The organism is Dendronalium sp. ChiSLP03b (genome assembly GCF_034531165.2).
GTDB lineage: Bacteria > Cyanobacteriota > Cyanobacteriia > Cyanobacteriales > Nostocaceae > Dendronalium > Dendronalium minutum.
This window is the reverse complement of the sequence record NZ_JAVRBR020000041.1, coordinates 63,539-83,274: the sequence shown is the minus strand read 5'-3', so window position 1 is coordinate 83,274 and position 19,736 is coordinate 63,539. Positions and strand designations below refer to the sequence as shown.

The following is a 19,736-nucleotide window of genomic DNA, read 5'->3' as shown; positions in this document are numbered from 1 at the left end:
GCATGTCATTGCGAGCGAAACAAAGTGAAGCGAAGCAATCGCAAAATCTTCAACTAAGAGCTACTCCATGCGATTGCTTCGTCGTTCCTTCTCGCAATGACAGTTATTATCTCATTGAAAAATAAAAACTGGGATGCACCCTACCCTGTGCCTCCCTTATCTCTGCGTACTAGCCATTTTTCTAGGGTCAATTCTCCCCGTTTTTCTGATGTCATCTGTACATATAAAACGACACAATATGAGCATCTAGAAACGTTTGCAGAGGAATTTTATGTCTTCATTACTAGCTTTGTCTCAGAGTTTAGCTGATACTGTAGAACAAGCTGGGAGTTCTGTAGTGGCAGTTAATGCTGGTACGCGTATTTCCCCAAGTGGTATTCACTGGCGCAAGGATATTATTGTTACTTCAGACGAGTCGCTTCAGCGTTATGACGAAATCACTATCACTTTAGGAGATGGACACACCTTACCCGTCACACTTGTAGGTCATGACTCTAGCACCGATCTAGCTGTCTTCCAATTACAAAATGCAGAAATTCCTGTAGCGAAAATTGGTGATGCTACCACGATTAAAGTCGGTCATCTGGTGCTGGGACTGGCAAGAAGTAGCGAAGGCGACTTGCGGGCGGCAATGGGTGCGGTGAGTGTGGTTAGTGGTGCTTGGCGGAGTATGAGCGGTGGTAATATCGACCAATTCATCCGCCCAGATATCTCCCTTTACCCTGGCTTTGCAGGCGGCCCACTCGTAGATGCGGCTGGTTATGTGGTAGGTATGAATACATCAGGGCGGCGCGGTACAGCTTTGACTATCCCTGCGGCTACAGTTAATCGCGTGGTTGATCAATTGCAAGCAAAAGGACACATTTCACGCGGTTACCTGGGTGTAGGTATGCAACCCGTACGCTTGCCCAACAACCTGAAAACAGCCCTCAATTTATCTGCTGCTACTGGGGTGATTGTCGTCAATGTTGAACCTTCCGGCCCCGCGGACAAGGCTGGTGTGTTGCTCGGTGATGTTTTAATAACATTCGATAATACTTCTGTGAGCGATACAGGCGATGTACTAGCGCTGCTCAATAGTAGCGATCGCATTGGCAAAACTGTTCCTGTACAGGTTGTGCGAGGGGGGGCATTAGTTGAGTTGGTAATTGTTATTGGCGAACGACCTGTTGATACTAATTCGTAATTCGTAATTCGTAATTCGTAATTTTAAAAAAATGACTAGCACAACTACCAACATAGCTGATGAATTGGCGGTGTTAGCTGCAAAGCTACGGCATAGTACTGTGAAAGTGAAAAGCGGCTCTTTGGGAGTCGGTTCGGGTGTTATTTGGCAATCTGACGGATTAATTATCACGAATGCCCATGTGGCAACTAGTAAACAAGCAACTGTGGAATTGTCAGATGGACGGGTATTCGCAGCTGTGCGTACCCACTTCGATCCACAGCAGGATTTAGCTGCCTTGAAAATTGCTGCAACCGATCTCAACACTGCAACCATCGGTGATGCTGATACGCTGCGAGTGGGTGAATTAGTTGTAGCTGTGGGTAATCCATTTGCTGATAGTGGTGCTGTGACTACTGGGATTATCTATGCAAATAATCCGCGTGTAGTTATGGCTGATATTAAGCTGTATCCAGGTAATTCTGGGGGACCGCTTGCCGATTGTCTCGGTCGGGTTGTGGGAATTAACACGATGATTACCAATGGTTTGGCTGTGGCTATATCCAGTAACACTGTAGACAAATTTTTAAGTGCGAAGAGTCGTCCACAACTGGGAGTCACACTGCAACCTGTGCTGTTAGGCAGACGTATTGTAGGCTTGTTGATATTGTCTGTACTATCTGGTAGTGCAGCAGAAACAGCTGGTTTGCAAATCGGTGATGTACTAGTTGGAGTTTCGGGACGATTATTTACTAAACCCGATGACTTAGCAAAGTATCTGCACAGCAACGTTAACAAATCGATATCACTCCAAGTTCTGCGCGGCAAGCAGCAATTCGTTGTTGATGTTTTACAGCGTGGGAAAACTGCTGTGGAGGCGAGATGATTCGGGTGATGGTAGTTGCTACTTCCCCTGTTGTGCGGGCAGGATTATCAGCTGTTGTAACTAGCAATCCCCGGCTGACGGTTGTGGGGAGTGCATCCAACTTGGATGTACTGGCAAGGGAAGTTGAGCAATTACAACCAGATGTAGTGTTGTTGGATTTGAGCGGTAATCTGCTACCTGTATGGGATAAATTGCTGCTCATCCAAGAGAAGCAATACTCACTAGGAATGGTTGTCATTGTTGAAGAACTCGACAGTATCGACTTGGAGGGGGCATTGCGTTCTGGTGTGCGGGGCATATTGCCTAGTACCAGCACAGAGTTAGAAATTGCCGCTGCTGTCGAGGCGATCGCTTTTGGTTTGGTGGTGCTGCACCCAGATGCTGTACAATTGGTGCCTGTGCGGGAAAAAATCGCGGTCAATCCCGTACAAACCTTGACACCAAGAGAGATAGAGGTTTTAGAAATGCTAGGTTCTGGGTTAGGTAATAAAGCGATCGCCAAACGCCTCCACATCTCAGAACATACAGTTAAATTTCACCTTTCCTCTATTTTTCAGAAACTCGGTGTCTCCACCCGCACCGAGGCTGTGACTGTCGGTGTGCGACTGGGTTTAATTATGCTTTGATTTGGGAATGGAAACTTTATTTCTATTATGATTCGCGGGTTTAAGTAAGTCGGTGGGAAAAAACACAACCATGTTAAGAAAGATAAACGAGGCTAAAACTCTCTTCCCTCCTGCCTTCTGCCTCCTGCCTCCTGCCTCATCCCAACTACAAATATTTACGCCGTTCTACTTAGTCGGTACGATTTGTATACCGAAGAAGGATATCAAGCCTTATACCGCTGCCTTACCAATCAACCCTTGAAGCCAAAACCCCCACTTGGCGAGAAAGTAGAACTTGCAGCGCGTGTACTACCACCATTACTTTACTTCCTGAGCATACACGTGAGCAGTTGGCGCATTTGAATCTTTACTAGCAAAGGCGCAATATGCCTTGAGATTGCTTTTCCCATATGTTTTAAGGAAATCAATACAACTGCGGCGATCTTTATAGGTAGTCACATAAACTATAAATAAAGGTTTGTCTGACAGATTGGGATAATCTGGTGTCCAAAAAACTCCTGATTGTCTATAACCTTTGGCTTGTAAAGTCTTAACTTGCTCAACAGCAGTTTGCAGATTTAGGAAAGACGAATTTGAGATGAAATGAAAAGAATCAGGTAGATTAGCAATATTTGTAATTGGTGATTCCGAAGTTGGGACTTTTTCAGAACGTGAATCTATAGGTGGAGAAGATAATGAAAAAGGGTTTTCTGGAACTTGTTGTTTTGGCAGTAGAGAAGATGCAGATTCTCTATATGACCTTGTTTGAGTCGATGCCAATAACAAACCAATAATTACAAATACACCGATTAATCCACCTGTGACTAAAGTACTGCCAAGAAAAATAGCGTTTTGTCTTCTGCTTTGAATGGCAGACTCTCGAATATTAGAATTAGTCAAAGCAAACAATTGGTTAAAGCTAGGTACTTTTGGAGCAGTTGAATTTGCAATACTTTGCAAAGCATCTAGCATTGCTTTAGCGCTGGTATAGCGCTCCCTAACATCAAACCGAATTGCTTTATTTAATACTGCTGCTAAATTCGGACTGATGGTATCCCGATCCCAAATATTTTCGCCAGTGTAGGAATCTGTTTTCAATTCATGCGGCAGTTTTCCCATCAATAAATAAATAGCTGTCAGTCCCAAACTATATAAGTCACTGGCAAAAACTGGTCGCCCTGCTGCTTGTTCATTTGGCATAAAACCTGGCGTACCAATGACAATTGAACTAGTAACATTGCCTTCATAATTTACTACTGTTGCCATCGTTTCTCGCACTGCGCCGAAATCAATTAAAATCGGTTTGCCATCAGATGAACGCAGTATAATATTATCTGGTTTAATATCGCGGTGGATAATGCCTTTGCTATGTATAAAATCCAGCACTTTTAACAGACTAATTAAAATTGGGATTACTTCACTTTCGCTTAAACAACCGTTTTGTTTGACTATTTGGCTGAGGGTTTGTCCAAAAATCCATTCCTGTACTAAATAGAATTGCCCAGATGCTTGAAAGTAGGCGTATAAGGTGGGAATCTGATTATTAGATCCTCCCAGTTCTTCTAGAATGGCAGCTTCTCTTTGAAATCGCCTTTGTACCACCTGATGAATCTGAGGATTGTCATTAACAGGTTTAAGTTGCTTAATGACACAACGCCGTCCGGAAGGCATCTGTGTATCTTCGGCTAAAAATGTTTCGCAAAATCCACCAGTTCCCAGTACGCTAATAATGCGATAGCGATCGCTCAAAAGTGTTGATGTCATTATTTGTTTACTCAGGTTCGTCTGGAAGCAATCTTTACGATCGGCAAGCTCAAACTACCACTTTTTACAATGTTAGTAGTGTATATTTTTAGTATTAATTATTACTTAAATCTTACATAAATTTACAATTATCTACATACTTGTTATCAAGTATATCAGTAAGAGAATATCACATATTGGTCTTCTGATAAACTATAGAAGCACATATAAAGTACAAAGATTTACTCTCACTTCAAAAAGAGTATCAATAATTTTTACGCTCTTTAAGTGAAAAAATCATCAAACTAGAAAATTCAATCAAAATTTTCAATATTATTTTGATAAATTCTTAGAGTCGTCTAAGCAAATGACTTAAGCAACTTAAAGCATTATCTTGTGGAAAAATTAATTTCTTCATAAAATAATCAATTCATCCTAAATTAGCTCAAAATAGCAAGAGATCGCCCAGCTATCTAATCAGACCGATTTTAAACTCATTAGTATAGCGCTGTTACGGGCAACAATTAAAAATATGTTAGCAGAACGCGAATATTTCTGCGAAATAAATTTAGCTCTTATTTGTTAAACTAACTAGACTATTGACTTTGAGATATTGCATAATAAGATTTTAAAATCAAATGAAAACTAATGAATATCCATAATTTCCATTTACTAAATTCAATAACAACCACAAGCATTACAGTAAAAATAAATACATATACTACTATATCTAACGTTGTTATCTAGGGAGTTAGGAATCAGTGGTCGGGGTTCAGTAGTAAGTTGTAATTTTTTCTTACTCTGTTCGCCAATCCCTGGTCCCCATTGCCCCTAATCCCCCTAATCCCCACAGGGGGATCCGAGTTACCCAATCCCTAGTCCCCAATCCCCAATCCCCAGGCTATGAATAGCACCCATGACTTGCGCCTTGTGGCGCTTTCGATTGCGATCGCAGTCCTTGCCTCATACACCGCTCTTGATTTGGCAGTACGGGTAACAGCAGCCAAAGCCTCGGCAAGACTCGCTTGGTTGATTGGTGGTGCAATCGTTATGGGAATCGGTATCTGGTCGATGCACTTTGTAGCTATGCTGGCCTTCAGTCTGCCGATGCCAATGTCCTATGATATGTTGACGGTGCTAGTCTCTATGCTGCCTGCCGTGGTAGCTTCTGGGGGCGCACTTTTTCTTGCCAGTCGTCCAATCTTGAGCATTTGGCAATTACTAATTGGCGGCACATTAATGGGTATTGGGATCGCCTCCATGCACTACATCGGTATGTTGGCCATGCGGATGGAAGCAATTACCCGATATGACCCATTGCTGTTTGTGCTTTCTTTGGCGATCGCTATTGGGGCATCGATTGTGGCGCTATGGATTGCATTCCAACTGCGGATGCAGACTGGCAAAAATGCCTGGTGGATCAGGATTGGTAGTGCGCTAGTTATGGGATCGGCGATCGCAGGAATGCACTACACGGGAATGGCTGCGGCTAGATTCACGCCGACCAACCCCAAAGCAATTTCCGCAACTGGGGGAACGAACTATTCGCTAACTTGGTTGGCTGTATCCATTGGTATTTCCACCTTGGTGATTCTGGGTTTCGCATTATTAACTTCGTTGGTAGAACAGCATTTGATTGCCCAAACAAAGCTTTTAGAACAACAAGAAGCTGAAGCCAGGCGTTCGCAGCTGTTCACAGAGATTACCTTGCAAATTCGGCGATCGCTAAATTTGGATGATGTGATGAATACAACTGTCCACGAAGTTCGGCAAGCATTGAAAGCAGATAGGGTAATTATCTATCGTTTCGATCCTGACTGGAGTGGCGACATCATCGCCGAATCGGTATCAACAGGTTGGATGAAAACTTTAGGGAAAACAGTCAACGATCCCTTCCGAGAAAATTACATTGAAATGTACAAAAATGGTCGAGTCCGAGCTACTAATAACATTTACAAAGCTGGTTTTACAGATTGTCACAGAGAAATTTTAGAAGGTTTTCAAATTAAGGCCAGTTTGGTTGCACCGATTATTAATAACAGTCAACTTGTCAGCTTATTGTGCGTTCACCAGTGTTCTCAACCTCGAAACTGGCAAAAGTATGAAATTGATTTATTTAGACAACTGGCAATTCAAGTTGGCATCGCCCTAGAACAAGCGAGTTTGCTGCATGAACTGGAACAGGCGCAGAAAGTTTTGCGGTTGCGCGATCGCGCCATTGCCGCAGCTAGTAACGCCATCTTCATTACTGACCCGCGTCATCCAGAAAATCCGATTGTCTTTTGCAATGCTGCCTTTGAAAAAATTACGGGCTACTCACCAGAAGAAGCACTGGGACGCAACTACAAATTTTTGCAAGGAATCGATACAGACCTAGCCACAGTTAAACAATTAAACCACGCCATACAAAATGCCAGTGAATACCAAGTTGTACTCAAAAGTTACCGTAAGGATGGCAGTTCGTTCTGGTGTGAACTATCAATTTCTCCAGTGCGGGATGCCTTTGGAAAAGTCATCAACTTTATTGGAGTACTAGCTGAAATTACTTCCCGCAAGCAAGGGGAAGAAGAATTAAAGCGGAGTAAAGAAGACCTTCAAAGTCAGTTACTAGAACTTCTCACTGATGTTGAACAAGCATCTCAAGGAGATTTAACTGTTCGCTCTCAAATTACAAATGGTGAAATTGGTATCTTGGCTGATGTTGTGAATACCATCATTGAAAGCCTACAACAGATCGTCATTCAAGTTAAAAAAGCTGCCCATCAAGTAAATGTTTCCGTGGGTGACAAATCTGATGTGATTCAGCAATTAGCAAAGGATGCACTCCAACAGGCCGAAGAGATTACCTACACTCTTCAGGAAGTAGACAAAATGAATCTCTGGATTCAATCGGTGGCAGATACCGCCCGCCAAGCAGAAGTAGTGGCTGGCACAGCCTCTAATAAAGCAGAAATAGCCCAGGTCGCAATAGATTACACTGTCGAAAGTATCTGGAATTTGCAACAGACAGTGACAGAAATCGCTAACAAAGTAAAGCATCTGAGCGAATCTGCTCAAACTATTTCCCTGGTAGCATTGTCGATTAAGCAAATCGCTTTGCAAACTAACTTGTTAGCCGCTGACGCTGGCATTGAAACTGCGTGGATGGGTCATGAAGGCCGGGGCTTTGCTTTGCTAGTCGAACAAATCGGTCAATTGGCTGTACAGTCTGCCGAAGCTACAGAAGAAATTCAACACATCTTAAAATCCATCGAATTAGAAACTAGCGAAGTAGTCAAAACCATAGAATTGGGAAAAACCGAAGTGGTAGAAAGAGCAAATCTTGTTCAAAATACTAAACTGAGCTTAGAACATATCATAGATGCATCCCACCAGATTAATCATTTAGTGCAGTCAATTTCTATAGCCACGGGATCTCAAGCCGAAACTTCGCAAGCGATCGCATCTTTGATAAAACAGATTGCCAAAGTGTCAAAACACAGTGTCAATTCGTCTAGCATTATGTCTGGCTCTCTACAACAAGCAGTAGAATTTGCACTGCAATTACAAGCATCTGTTGATGCGTTTAAGACTGAGGAATAGGGATTGGGGACTGGGGAAGTAGGGGGACGCAAAGACGCGGGGACAAGGGAGACAAGGGAGATAATTTTCATTTCTGCCTTCTGACAACTACCCTTCATCCCTAAGCATTTTTAAATCTTACCAAGCCGAACTTTTCACCGATGGGTCGAAAGCCGATTCGGCGATAAGCTGCTTGTGCTGGCTGGTTTTCTGGTTTTGTAAACAGAATAGCGCGTTCTACTCCTTGCGATCGCACATCCAGTAAAGAACCAGCGCTGGCTAACCTTTCCCTACCCGAAAGGCTTTGACTCCTAACTCCTGTACAGACGCGTAGACGCTCGTAAGAGCGGCTTCTCGTAAGAGTATAATCGCGTCTGTACTCCTAACTCATGACTTTCGGTCAATGTTAAATTTACTGGCGATCGCTTCAATTATCTTTTGTTCCACTGGTGTTGTCTGACTATCAAGCTGGGCAATTTTCTCACACTGCGCCAATAAAGGTATGGCAAAATCACGGTTTAACTGATTCAGCAGTGTATCTAAAGGCTGGGGTGATTTAATATTTTCAGCTATGGCTGCTAGTGACTCGGAACTGAGGTTCGCAGCTTGCAACTCTGGCAAAATTTCTTCCCAAGTCTTCTCTGGATGGCTGGCAAGGATAGCGTGAACTAAAATTTGATCCATGATTGATTGTTGGGCGATCGCAGTTTCCAGATACTTTTCACTCTGTTGTTGTAAACTTGCTAATGTCTGTGGTGATGTCAGCGATACTGATTCATCCAGCTTGGCTTCATAAAATCGACAAGCAGCATACCCCAAAGAATAGATCATCGTCGCATTTGAACTAGCTGCGATCGCAGCACCAGCAAAAGGCACATTCCGCAGCAAGCCTAATCCCGCAGCTTTCAAAAGACGACCGCCACCCAACGCCAGACCAAAAATTGCTAAAACTTCACCCTTACGGGCAGGGTCTTTTAAATCTAGCCCATAGGCAGCGGCAATCTGATAAAGCATTTCTGACTGCAATTCTGTTGTCGCTGCTAAATCAATTGCTAACAATGCCACCGCTACTCCTGGCAAAATACTAGTTGCTAATCCAATTCCGCCTGCTTTAGTTGCTTTTTCTACCATGATGTGGTGGGCAATCTGACTAGGTGTTTCATTGGGATACTGTTGCTTTAGCTTGTTTACCGCAGCTTCTGCTTTATTTAAATCAACAACATCACTAGCACCAATTAGCCAATTCAGATTTAATACCCCAGATAGTTTGCGGATTAGCCAATTTTCGCTAAGGCGATTGACTACCTCGCCTGTGGTATGCGTTGTTTGTTCAATTAATTTATGTGTTTGTTTCGTTGCTGCTGTTCCTACTTCAAAAGCTGTATCTACAAATGCTTTGCCAGCTTGGGTAACAGTTTGGGCAAAAGACTCGAAAACAGACGGTTTATCTGTTGCTGAGAGTTGAGCCTTGATTTCTAATTCTGAAGTTTTTGTGAGTGAATTATCCGATTGGTTCACCTCTATTTCTGGTTGGGGTTTATTTGTCGTCATTGTTAAGCACCATCTTGAAAGTCTTTCTATTCTGGTTGTAGCGGAGGTTTGAGCAACATGACATCTGACTACAAGCACAAGTTATGGAATCAACTGGGTAGTCTAAGTAGGCAAGGTGCAAATCAAGAAGAATCCAGAACTCAGAATTCAGAACAAGAGCATGGAGATGTTATACCAGTTCTCCAAAAGACGGCTACAGATGATGACGCAGGGACATGGGGACGCGGGGAGAAGGCAGATAATTTTTCACTTCTGCCTTCTGCCTTCTCCTGAATTCTTTGTTGATAAACACAACTTGATAAATAAATGTGAACAAGACTCAAACTTTACTAGCTTCTGAATTAAACCTCGTCTACCTTGAGAACTGTAGTTTTTTGCCAAGATACTGAGATTGCTTCCTTACATCGCAATGACGCATCTGAATTATTAGAAACTCCAGGTTTCAACATGGACGATGTTTATGACTCCCTAACTAAGAACCGCTATCAATTCACATAAGTATATACAGAAACTTAAAAGAAACTTGACAGGGAATGTATAATGAGCGCGTCTACTCCTTTATAAACAAAATTTAAGGCTGGCCGGCTTTCCGTACCTGATAAAGAGCATATGTGGCAACAAGAAAAAAAAGATAGTGCAATAGTCAATTTGGCATTATTGCTTGCCTTAGCTACTGCCCCTATGGCAGCAAATCTGTTTGTGTCTGCACCACTGCTAGCACAATCTGCTACTGACGCTCCCTCTTTCCCGCTGCCGCAAACAGTGGAGAATGGAACTACGGTGCGGATTGATGGTTCAAATGAACTGGTGGCAATCAACCAAAGCCTAAAACAAAGTTTTGAGAAACAGTTCTCTGGCACGAAGGTGGAAGTTGCTGCTAACGGCACTGATGCAGCAATCAAAGCTGTGCAGGATGGGAATATTGATGTGGCAGCAATTGGTCGTGGCTTGACTCCAGAAGAAAAAGCACAAGGTTTAGAGCAAGTCCGCCTGTATCGAGAAAAGATTGCGATTATTGTTAGTAAGGAAAATCCTTTCAAAGGAAGCTTGACCGATAGACAATTCGCTAGGATTTTCCGCGGGAGAATTAAAAATTGGTCGCAAGTGGGAGGTGCTGGGGGTCAGATTCGGGTAATCGATCGCCCGACAACGAGTGAGATCCGTACAGCCTTGAGCAATTACCCAGTTTTCAGAGCTACTAAGTTCGCCACAGGCTCTACCGCAACCCAACTAACTGAAGATAATACCGCAGAAATTATCAAACAATTGGGCAAAGACGGGATCAGCTATGCAGTCGCTAATGAAGTGTCAAAGCTTTCAGATGTACGAGTTCTGCCGCTACATCAAACTTTGCCAAACGATCCTAAATATCCCTTTTCACAGCCGTTAGTTTACGTTTATAAGAAAAATCCTAGCCCAGCCATAGCAAGTTTCCTTGGCTTTACGCTAGCGTCACCAGGACAAAAGGCTATAGAAGAAGCCAGGGCCGCCCAAGCAGATGCGATCGCTAACGGTAAAACATTATTCACGGCTGCCAATCCTACACCAAACCCAGAGACTACACCGGCAGCAACTGCCACACCGAATGCAGAGAATACATTGGCGGCAACTGCCACACCAAATGCCGAACAGCAACCTGTTGTACCTCCTGCTGCTGATAATCCAATTGCTAGAGGACAAGTACCACTTTGGTGGTTGCTATTACCTTTAGCTGCGATCGTGGGATTGCTAGCGTGGTTTCTCAGAAGCAGCCCATCCAATACTCAAAGAGCAGATAACACACCATCAACTCCCAAATCGCCCACGCCGGAAGATAACACTAGCGTTGCTCTCCCCGTCAGCCAACCTCAAACACCATCTAATTTGGCAGTAGAACACCCTACTACTTCTAACTTGAGTGAAAGCACGAATCCAACCTTATCAAATACAGGAGAAAATACCACCTTGATTGGAGGTGCAGCTTTAGCAGCAGGAGCAGGAGCAGCCATCTGGTCTACAGTTGCCAAAGAAAATAATCAAAAAATAGAAGAAACTACTAATTTAAGTAATTCTGGGGTAGTCGATCCTTATGATATTGGCGAGTCACCGTGGGATATAGAAGCACCAGCGGCTGTGGTAAATACTTCATATCCACAAATATTGGATGTGTCTAAGAATACGCCTAATGTAGAGCCGCCTGCAGCAGAAGTCACAAATATAAGTCCTGACCAGCCCGATATTCCAATAGCATCTGCTGAGGAAGTTGGCGATCTTGAAGTTGCTGAAGAACCGACAACAGAACAACCACAGGCAGAATCGAACTGGTTAGAGGATATCACTTCAACTAATGCAACTCTAGCGCCAGAAGCAGCGGCAAGCACTTGGTCTTCTAATGAAGAGACTGATGACGACACTATACAAGTGAATCCTGCTGAACTACCCTCAACCGAATCTGACGAAGTAACACCTGATTTGGAATGGCCGACGGCAGTCTTTTCAGATGTAATTCCTGAACAGCCAGTAGAGGAAGCAGGGAGAGTAGAGGAAGCAAGAGCAAATATCTGGCCGGATTTTAGAGAGAATACCGATTTTGAAGTAAATAATGATATTACAGAATTCAATTTAGATCCTGAACTAGCTTTAACCGAATTTAGTGAAGCAACATCAGACGAACAATGGCCCGAAGCGGAAATGCCAACTTGTCTGCCAGTACTGCCAGATATTCCGGAAGAGACATTAAATGTAGTAGCGGACGAAGCTGAACCCACTGAAGATGAAATAATCTCTAACCCAACAGAAGAAACAGAAAATGTGACTCAATCTGGTTTAGCAGATTTCGTAGAAAGTGCAGCCTTAACAGGAGTAGGAATCGGATCGTGGGCTACTGTTTATGGCATTCAGGACACGACTCAATCAGAGGTGCAAGCGCCAGCTTATACCAATGAAAACATACCCACAGAAGACGAAACAGCTTTTAACTGGCTAGATGCAGATGACCAGAGCAGTATTGTCCTCACACCCCGTACTTTTGAATGGGCTGATGTCTCGTGGCATGTTTCTGAGACTGACCAGCAAACACTACGCTCAACAGGCTCTCAATTAGCACTGCGACTATATGATGTGACTGGACTTGACCTGAGTTACCAGAGTCCCCAACTAGTGCAACAGTATGTTTGCGAGTTAGCAACACACGAACATTACATAGCTATTCCTGCAGGCGATCGCGATTACATCACGGAAATCGGTTATGTTACTGCTGGCGACTGGGTGACTCTAGCCAGTTCAGCAATTGTTCGCGTCTTCAATCCTGCCCAAACAGATAGCGAAACAGCTTTGCTAGATGCCAATGAACAGAGCAGTATTGTCCTCACACCCCGCACTTTTGAGTGGGCTGATGTCTCATGGTATGTTTCTGAGACTGACCAGCAAATACTGCGCTCAACTGGTTTTCAATTAGCATTGCGACTATATGATGTGACTGGACTTGACCTGAGTTACCAGAATCCCCAACTGGTGCAACAGTATATCTGTGAGGCAACAACAGACAATCGCTCTGTAGCTATTCCCAAAAGCGATCGCGATTACATCACGGAAATCGGTTATGTTAATGCTGGCGACTGGGTGACTCTAGCCAGTTCAGCAATTGTTCGTGTCTTCAATCCTGCCCACACAGATAGCGAAACAGCTTTGCTAGATGCAGATGAACAGAGCAGTATTATCCTCACGCCCCGCACTTTTGAGTGGGCTGATGTCTCATGGCATGTTTCTGAGACTGACCTGCAAGCGCTGCGATCTGCTGGCTCTCAATTAGCACTGCTACTATATGATGTGACTGACCTCGACCTGAGTTATCAGAATCCTCGTTTAATACAGCAATATGTATGCGAGGCAACAACAGACAATCGCTCTGTAGCTATTCCCAAAAGCGATCGCGACTATATCACGGAAATCGGTTATGTCACCGATGGCGGGTGGGTAACGCTAGCCCGTTCAGCAATTGTTCGCGTATTCAGTCCTATCCCCACAGATAACGCGGTGGATTTACTCCAGACACACAGCGAAACAGCTTTGCTAGATGCACAAGACCAGAGCAGTGTTGTCCTCACACCCGGTACTTTTGAGTGGGCTGAAGTTTCGTGGCATGTTTCCGAGCCTGACCAACAAGTATTGCAAAATGCTGACTCCCAATTAAACCTGCGAATGTATGATGTGACAGGCCTTGACCTCAGTTATCAAAGTCCCCAACTGGTACAGCAGTATACATGCGAGGCAGCAATACACAAACAATACGTAGCTATTCCCACAAGCGATCGCGACTATATCACGGAAATCGGCTATGTCACTGATGGCAGCTGGGTAACGCTAGCCCATTCAGCGATTGTGCGCGTCTTCAGTCCTATCCCTACAGATAACGCGGTGGATTTACTCCAGACACACAGCCAAATAGCTTTGCTAGATGCACAAGACCAGAGCAATGTAGTCTTCACGCCCCGGACTCCCAAATGGGCTTATGTCTCGTGGCAAATTTCTGATATTGACAAGCAAGCACTGCAAAAAGCTGGCTCTCAATTGGCTCTGCGACTGTATGATGTGACAGGTCTTGACCTGAGTTATCAGAGTCCTCAATTGGTACAGCAGTATGCATGTGAGTTAGCAATACACGATCAATACATAGCTATTAGCAAAAGCGATCGCGATTATATTACGGAAATCGGCTATGTTACTGATGGCGATCGCTGGGTGAAGTTAGCCCAATCGACTATAGTCCGTCTCTTCAGCCGTCCTTCTGGAGATTTCTGGTTTGTAGCGGATGCTGAGCTAATTATCCACGGGGCAACAGAACCAGGTGCAACCGTAAATATTGCTGGTAATCCCGTCACACTCAAATCAGATGGTACTTTCCACTTGCGTATTCCCTTCTCAGACGACTTCATCGACTATCTGATGACGGCAGTTGCTGCTAACGGGGAAGAAACTAAAACCATCCATAAAAAGTTCTCCCAAGATATTCCGGAAACTGAAGGATGAACAGACGAGAAGGTTAACCAAGCTTATTTTCCAACTTCTACACAGCGAGTTGGACATTTGCTGCAACAGGTGACTCGACGCTACCCATGTTTTTTACAGCAATAGGTGTAGGTAAATAAACTAAAAATGCTTGTATAGTTGTATGACTATATGAACTAGGTAATACTAGTCAAGCGTCTATGACTGAGTAGCAAGATAAGGTTATTGTAGCCAATCAAATCTTGCGATAATCAGGTTGAATTGTAGAGATTTTAATGCATGATACCATTTCCCAAAAATAATGATACAGATCCAAACCCAGAAACCTAGACTAAATGGGATTTTCTTAATTACGAATTACGAATTACGAATTACGAATTGGTATGACATAATGCCAGCACCCTTAAAAGTTTACCTATCGCGATGTCATCAAAGCTATTTATCTACAGACTAGTAGCTCCTACAAGGCACAGGGATTAGGAGAGAGGTTAAAACAGTATTCATCGAACCTTAAGTCTATTTACTTTCCAATCAACTGCCTAAAGCTCTCATCATCTGCAATATCATCAAAATCTATATCAGTTGCTGCTTCTTCTTTATATCTGGGATTAATTTGAATCGCCTGTTGCAAACTTTCCAAAGCTAATTTTAGTTCTCTTTGCAGTGCATAACAAGCTGCTTTATTGTAATAAGCACTGGCATAGTCTGAATTAATTTCCAACGCTTTATCAAAACTAGCGATCGCTTCATTATCGCGTCCCAATCTTACCAGAGTGTAACCTTGTTTATCCCAGGCTTTCGGCGAATCAGGTTTATATTGCAGCGATTTATCGAAGGAGGCGATCGCTTCTTCGTATTGTTCCAACTCTACCAAAGAAAGACCGCGATTCAACCAGGCAACTGCATCATCAGGTTTGACTTGCGTAGCTTTATCAAAAGAATTAAAAGCCTGTTGATGCTGTCGTAAATTGCCAAAAGCTACACCGCGATCGCACCAAGCTTGGTGATAGTCAGGTTGGATTTCAATAGCTTTATCGTAGCAGGCGATCGCATCTTTGTAGCGTTTCAATCTGCCGAGAGTTAGACCTGTTTTTAACCAAATAACAGGTTCGTCAGGTTGGATTTTAACTGCTTGATTGTAAGCTGCGATCGCGTCTTTATATCGTTTTTGAGAAAACAGGACATCTCCTTGCTTGACATAATTATCTGCTAACAATTCCGGCTGTGATTGGGGTTCCTGTATTTGTTTCTCTTCAGGAAGTGATTCAGGTTTAATTTCAATCAATTCTTGTAAGATGTTATCCTTGCATTGTTGAGCATCCACCTGCAATTCAGAAAGTTGAGATACAACCTCTGTTTCTAACTTTTCTAGCTTTTCTAGCATCAAAAGCTTTTGCTGTTGAGCATTTGATTGTAATTCCGAAAATTGAGAGACAAACTCCGAACCTGATTTTTCTAAATTTTCAATAATTAACTCTTTTCGTTTTTGAGCATCTTTTTGTAAATCTGATAGTTGTAATGTAAACTCTGACTGCAATTGTGTTAAACTTGCGACTATTTTATCTTTTTGCATCTGAGTATCAGATTGCAATCCGGACATTTGCTCTTTAAGATATTCCAGGATTATATCTTTCTGTTGTTGAGCATCCAATCGTAATTCTGATAGTTGCGCTGCAAATTCTGATTGTAATTGTGTTAAACTTTCAATGATTTTTTCCCTTTGCATCTGAGTATCAGATTGCAATCCGGACATTTGCTCTTTAAGATATTCCAGGGTTATATCTTTCTGTTGTTGAGCATCCAATTGTAAATCTGATAGTTGCGCTGCAAATTCTGACTGCAATTGTGTTAAACTTTCAAGAATTTTCTCCCTTTGCATCTGAGTATCAGATTGCAATTCGGACATTTGCTGATTGAGATTTTCTAGCGCTACATCTTTTTGCTGTTGAGCACCCAATCGTAATTCTGATAGCTGTAATGTAAATTCTGACTGAGTCTTTATTAAATTATCAATTATATTATCTTTTCTTTGCTGAGTATCAGACTGTAAGTTGGTAAGTAGAGCGACGAATTCATCTCTAGATTTTTCTATATTCTCCAGGGCAGTATTTCTTTGTTGTTCAGTGTCTAAGTGTAATTTAGATATTTGATGGGCAAGCTCAGATTCCAATTTTCCTAAATTCTCTAATGTGATATCTCTTTTTTGTTGATTATCTAATTGTAATTCAGATAATTGGACAATAAAATCCGATTCTAATTCTTCTATATTTTTTTGAACTCTTTTAATGTCCGTTTCTAACCCAGATAAAATATTTTCTTTTGTTTGTAATATTTCAGATTTTAAGCTAGATAAATCTTCTTGCTGCCTTTGGAAATTTTGTTGTATGACATCAGTTTCTTTTTCTAATTGCCGATTGATATTTTTAGCTTCTTGAATAGTATTTTCAGCTTCTTGCTTAACAAGAGTTAGCTGGTTTTGCAAATTTTCTAATCCCTGTAGCTGTGCCATCGCTCTCTCAACAATTTCACGGATTGCTACCCGTCGTAAAAGCCAAAATAAAGCAATGATGGCGATTGGAAATAGGCTTAAGATTACTAACCAGACATTAAGTAGAATCGTTGTACGACTAAAGGCGCGATCGAAACCTAATTGCTCTTGTTCTCGAAGACGTTTTTCTGCTCGCAGTCGCGCTAATTCTTCTCGCTCCTGGTTTGTTGTTACCTGAGCAGTAGTAATCTCTCTTGAGACGGATGGTCTAATTTGTCCACTTGTAATGCCAGCAGACAGCAGCAAGGGTGAAAAGACAATAGCGCCTTTCAAAATGAAGGTGAAAACAACTTGATTCTTGCTCTTCATAACAACCATCTCGTTCTGTTGGTCAGTTTTTGAAGCAGTGAGCCTCTCTCCAATCTATAACAGAATTTTATTGTGAAATTTTATCAGGGGCAGTAAACAAAATAGTGCATTTTTGCGTTTGACTTCGCAACAGGTGTTTTCTTTCTCGTTAAGATTGCCGTTCCCTGTCATAGAATTTAAAAAACTTGGCTATATCCAATATTTGTGCTGATATTCCGCCAAAACTGTCCAAAAGACGCTTGTGATGAACATTTACGGGATGTTACCGTCTACAAGTTGACACAGGAGTAGACAGAGTTCTCAAATCATGAAGCGCAGATACCAAGTGTCCGTCCAGACATCACTCATCAGTCTTAGCTTAATATCTACATTCCTTGTACCTGAAGCTGCTATTGTTGCCGCACTACCAAGAACCCCAGATAAAACCATAAATTGCGAAATCTTAGTTGTGGGTGGCGGACTTTCTGGCGTGGCTACAGCTTACGAGGGCTTACTAGCAGGACGAAGGGTTTGCCTGACGGAAATTACCGACTGGTTGGGAGGACAAATTTCTTCTCAGGGGACATCAGCATTAGATGAACGACCAACTCAGCGAGCTCTGCAATTCTATTCTCGCGGCTACCTAGAATTACGCGATCGCATTCAACGCAAGTACGGTAAACTTAACCCCGGTGACTGCTGGGTAAGCGACTCCTGCTTTCTCCCCCGCGATGCTCACAGCATTTTGGCTCAGATGCTCAAAGATGCGGAAAAACGGGGCAAAGGCAAGTTAGAGTGGTTTCCCAACACGGTAATTAAAGACTTAGAAATTAGTGCTGATGGCAAAATAATTAATAGTGCGATCGCTATTCAACATCAAGCGATAAAAGGCGTACCACCCATTAACACCTTTCCGTTATCCCGAACCATTGAAGATGCTTATCGGTACCAAAACTCTTCTCAGTTTAATAAAAGCATTATTCGCTTAGTTCCCAAGCAAGTTAAAGAGAACGCTCCTAAATGGTACGTTGTAGATACCAGCGAAACTGGAGAAGTTATTGCCCTAGCTGACGTTCCCTACCGATTAGGTATCGATGGCCGTTCCTACCTCGAACCTTCCGCTTCCAGCCCCACAAACGATCCCTATTGCACTCAAGGCTTTACTTATACCTTTGCAATGGAGGCCACCAAGGAACCGCAACCGCAAAAAATGCCCCCATTTTACTTACAGTACTCCCCATATTTCAGCTATGAATTATCGCGACTGGCAAACTTTGACTTAGTTTTCACCTATCGTCGCATTTGGAGTCCCCAAAAAGGTCAACCTGCGAAATTTGGCGGTGTCAATTTTACTACTCCCACACCAGGGGATATCTCCATGCAAAACTGGACTTGGGGCAATGACTATCGCCCTGGAACCGCCAAGGATAACTTAGTTTACACTCGCCAACAACTGCAAGCCACTGGACAGTTAAAACCTGGGGGCTGGATGGGGGGACTGCGGACAGACAGCCTCCGCAAAGCTGAGGAAAACGCACTCTCATATTATTATTGGCTGGTAGCTGGGACTACAGATTCTCAGTTGGGAGAAGGTGTGAAGCAGCCACGAACTAATAACCGCTTGTTAACTGGCCTAGATTCCCCGATGGGAACCGTGCATGGCTTATCAAAATATCCTTATATGCGAGAAGGACGGCGGGTCATTGGACGACCCAGTTGGGGACAAGCTGGAGGCTTTGGTATTTGGGAAATTGACATTTCTCGTCGCAATTATAATGATGAGTACTACCGCAAGACTTTACCAGCAGACATGTATCGTCGTTTAAGAGCAGCACTTGCAGGTTTAGAGGCAGTATCAGTAATTGAGGGTAAAGTCTCACCAGACCAAGCAATGCGGCGGACTCGTTCTACTATCTTCCCCGACGCTGTGGGTATTGGTCACTACGCCATAGACTTTCATCCTTGCATGGTACAAAGCCCACCAGAAACTCCTGGTAATATGGAACATCCTGGAGAAAGGCGCGGTGCTGGACAAGCTTTTCCCTTCCAAATTGCCCTGCGGGCGATGATTCCTCAGAAAATCGATAATTTACTAGTAGGAGGCAAAAGCATTGCCACTAGTCACATTGCCTCCGCTGCCTATCGGGTACACTCTTTTGAATGGTCTGCTGGTGCGGCTGCGGGAACTGTTGCCGCTTTCTCTTTGAAAAATGCTGTTGCACCCTATCAACTGGTAGACGATTTGCCCAAACAAGAACCGCAACTCCAAGCCCTGAAACGTCTGTTAGAGCAAAATGGTAATCCGACAGCTTTCCCCGATACCTCGATTTTTAACCAAAACTGGGAAGATTGGAAATAAGCGCTATGCGCTGGGATTGGGTATTAGGAATTAGGGATTGGGTA

At 43.1% G+C, this 19,736-nt stretch carries 11 protein-coding genes; 7 read left to right on the top strand and 4 right to left on the bottom strand.

Annotated elements, in window-relative coordinates:
- The first annotated feature begins 271 nt into the window (after positions 1 to 271).
- From RMY31_RS09910 to RMY31_RS09900, 3 genes are read left to right on the top strand one after another with little or no spacing between them, the layout of a single operon-like run.
- On the top strand, positions 272 to 1,186 hold the full coding sequence (locus tag RMY31_RS09910) for a S1C family serine protease (RefSeq protein ID WP_322662637.1): 915 nt from the start codon (positions 272 to 274) through the stop codon (positions 1,184 to 1,186).
- A 31-nt stretch (positions 1,187 to 1,217) separates the two neighbouring features.
- Complete coding sequence (locus tag RMY31_RS09905; protein ID WP_322662635.1) at positions 1,218 to 2,051, top strand: S1C family serine protease; 834 nt, start codon at positions 1,218 to 1,220, stop codon at positions 2,049 to 2,051.
- Entirely contained in the window at positions 2,048 to 2,677 is a 630-nt protein-coding gene (locus RMY31_RS09900) for a response regulator transcription factor (RefSeq protein ID WP_322662633.1), read from the top strand. The genes RMY31_RS09905 and RMY31_RS09900 overlap by 4 nt, the downstream gene beginning before the upstream one ends.
- Before the next feature lie 297 nt (positions 2,678 to 2,974).
- On the opposite strand, the gene RMY31_RS09895 is transcribed toward RMY31_RS09900, so the two are convergent.
- Positions 2,975 to 4,420, bottom strand: coding sequence for a serine/threonine-protein kinase (locus tag RMY31_RS09895; RefSeq protein ID WP_322662631.1), 1,446 nt, complete (start codon positions 4,418 to 4,420; stop codon positions 2,975 to 2,977).
- Positions 4,421 to 5,302: 882 nt separating this feature from the next.
- Here RMY31_RS09895 and RMY31_RS09890 point away from each other — a divergent pair.
- On the top strand, positions 5,303 to 7,981 hold the full coding sequence (locus RMY31_RS09890) for an MHYT domain-containing protein (protein ID WP_322662629.1): 2,679 nt from the start codon (positions 5,303 to 5,305) through the stop codon (positions 7,979 to 7,981).
- A gap of 100 nt (positions 7,982 to 8,081) precedes the next feature.
- Here the strand turns inward: RMY31_RS09890 and RMY31_RS09885 are convergent, their stop codons facing one another.
- The gene (locus tag RMY31_RS09885; RefSeq protein ID WP_322662627.1) at positions 8,082 to 8,216 is read right to left on the bottom strand and encodes a hypothetical protein; all 135 of its coding nucleotides are present in this window, start codon (positions 8,214 to 8,216) and stop codon (positions 8,082 to 8,084) included.
- A 131-nt stretch (positions 8,217 to 8,347) separates the two neighbouring features.
- Positions 8,348 to 9,511, bottom strand: a complete 1,164-nt coding sequence (locus RMY31_RS09880) for an EcsC family protein (protein WP_322662625.1) — start codon at positions 9,509 to 9,511, stop codon at positions 8,348 to 8,350.
- A gap of 57 nt (positions 9,512 to 9,568) precedes the next feature.
- Between RMY31_RS09880 and RMY31_RS09875 the strand changes: the two genes are divergently transcribed.
- On the top strand, positions 9,569 to 9,784 hold the full coding sequence (locus tag RMY31_RS09875) for a hypothetical protein (protein WP_322662623.1): 216 nt from the start codon (positions 9,569 to 9,571) through the stop codon (positions 9,782 to 9,784).
- 336 nt (positions 9,785 to 10,120) lie between these two features.
- Positions 10,121 to 14,518: a DUF4912 domain-containing protein gene (locus tag RMY31_RS09870; protein ID WP_322662621.1), complete on the top strand. Its 4,398-nt coding sequence runs from the start codon at positions 10,121 to 10,123 to the stop codon at positions 14,516 to 14,518.
- Between the two features lie 499 nt (positions 14,519 to 15,017).
- Here the strand turns inward: RMY31_RS09870 and RMY31_RS09865 are convergent, their stop codons facing one another.
- A complete protein-coding gene (locus RMY31_RS09865) occupies positions 15,018 to 17,354 on the bottom strand; it encodes a tetratricopeptide repeat protein (RefSeq protein ID WP_322662619.1) in 2,337 nt (778 codons plus the stop codon).
- A gap of 307 nt (positions 17,355 to 17,661) precedes the next feature.
- On the opposite strand from RMY31_RS09865, the gene RMY31_RS09860 reads away from it, so the two are divergent.
- Complete coding sequence (locus RMY31_RS09860) at positions 17,662 to 19,692, top strand: FAD-dependent oxidoreductase (RefSeq protein ID WP_322662618.1); 2,031 nt, start codon at positions 17,662 to 17,664, stop codon at positions 19,690 to 19,692.
- Positions 19,693 to 19,736: the final 44 nt, after the last annotated feature.

Bases quoted from the DNA above. Each gene is read 5' to 3' on its own strand.
- RMY31_RS09910 (WP_322662637.1), top strand. From the start codon at position 272: ATGTCTTCATTACTAGCTTTGTCTCAGAGTTTAGCTGATACTGTAGAA.
- RMY31_RS09905 (WP_322662635.1), top strand. From the start codon at position 1,218: ATGACTAGCACAACTACCAACATAGCTGATGAATTGGCGGTGTTAGCT.
- RMY31_RS09900 (WP_322662633.1), top strand. From the start codon at position 2,048: ATGATTCGGGTGATGGTAGTTGCTACTTCCCCTGTTGTGCGGGCAGGA.
- RMY31_RS09895 (WP_322662631.1), bottom strand. From the start codon at position 4,420: ATGACATCAACACTTTTGAGCGATCGCTATCGCATTATTAGCGTACTG.
- RMY31_RS09890 (WP_322662629.1), top strand. From the start codon at position 5,303: ATGAATAGCACCCATGACTTGCGCCTTGTGGCGCTTTCGATTGCGATC.
- RMY31_RS09880 (WP_322662625.1), bottom strand. From the start codon at position 9,511: ATGACGACAAATAAACCCCAACCAGAAATAGAGGTGAACCAATCGGAT.
- RMY31_RS09875 (WP_322662623.1), top strand. From the start codon at position 9,569: ATGACATCTGACTACAAGCACAAGTTATGGAATCAACTGGGTAGTCTA.
- RMY31_RS09870 (WP_322662621.1), top strand. From the start codon at position 10,121: ATGTGGCAACAAGAAAAAAAAGATAGTGCAATAGTCAATTTGGCATTA.
- RMY31_RS09865 (WP_322662619.1), bottom strand. From the start codon at position 17,354: ATGAAGAGCAAGAATCAAGTTGTTTTCACCTTCATTTTGAAAGGCGCT.
- RMY31_RS09860 (WP_322662618.1), top strand. From the start codon at position 17,662: ATGAAGCGCAGATACCAAGTGTCCGTCCAGACATCACTCATCAGTCTT.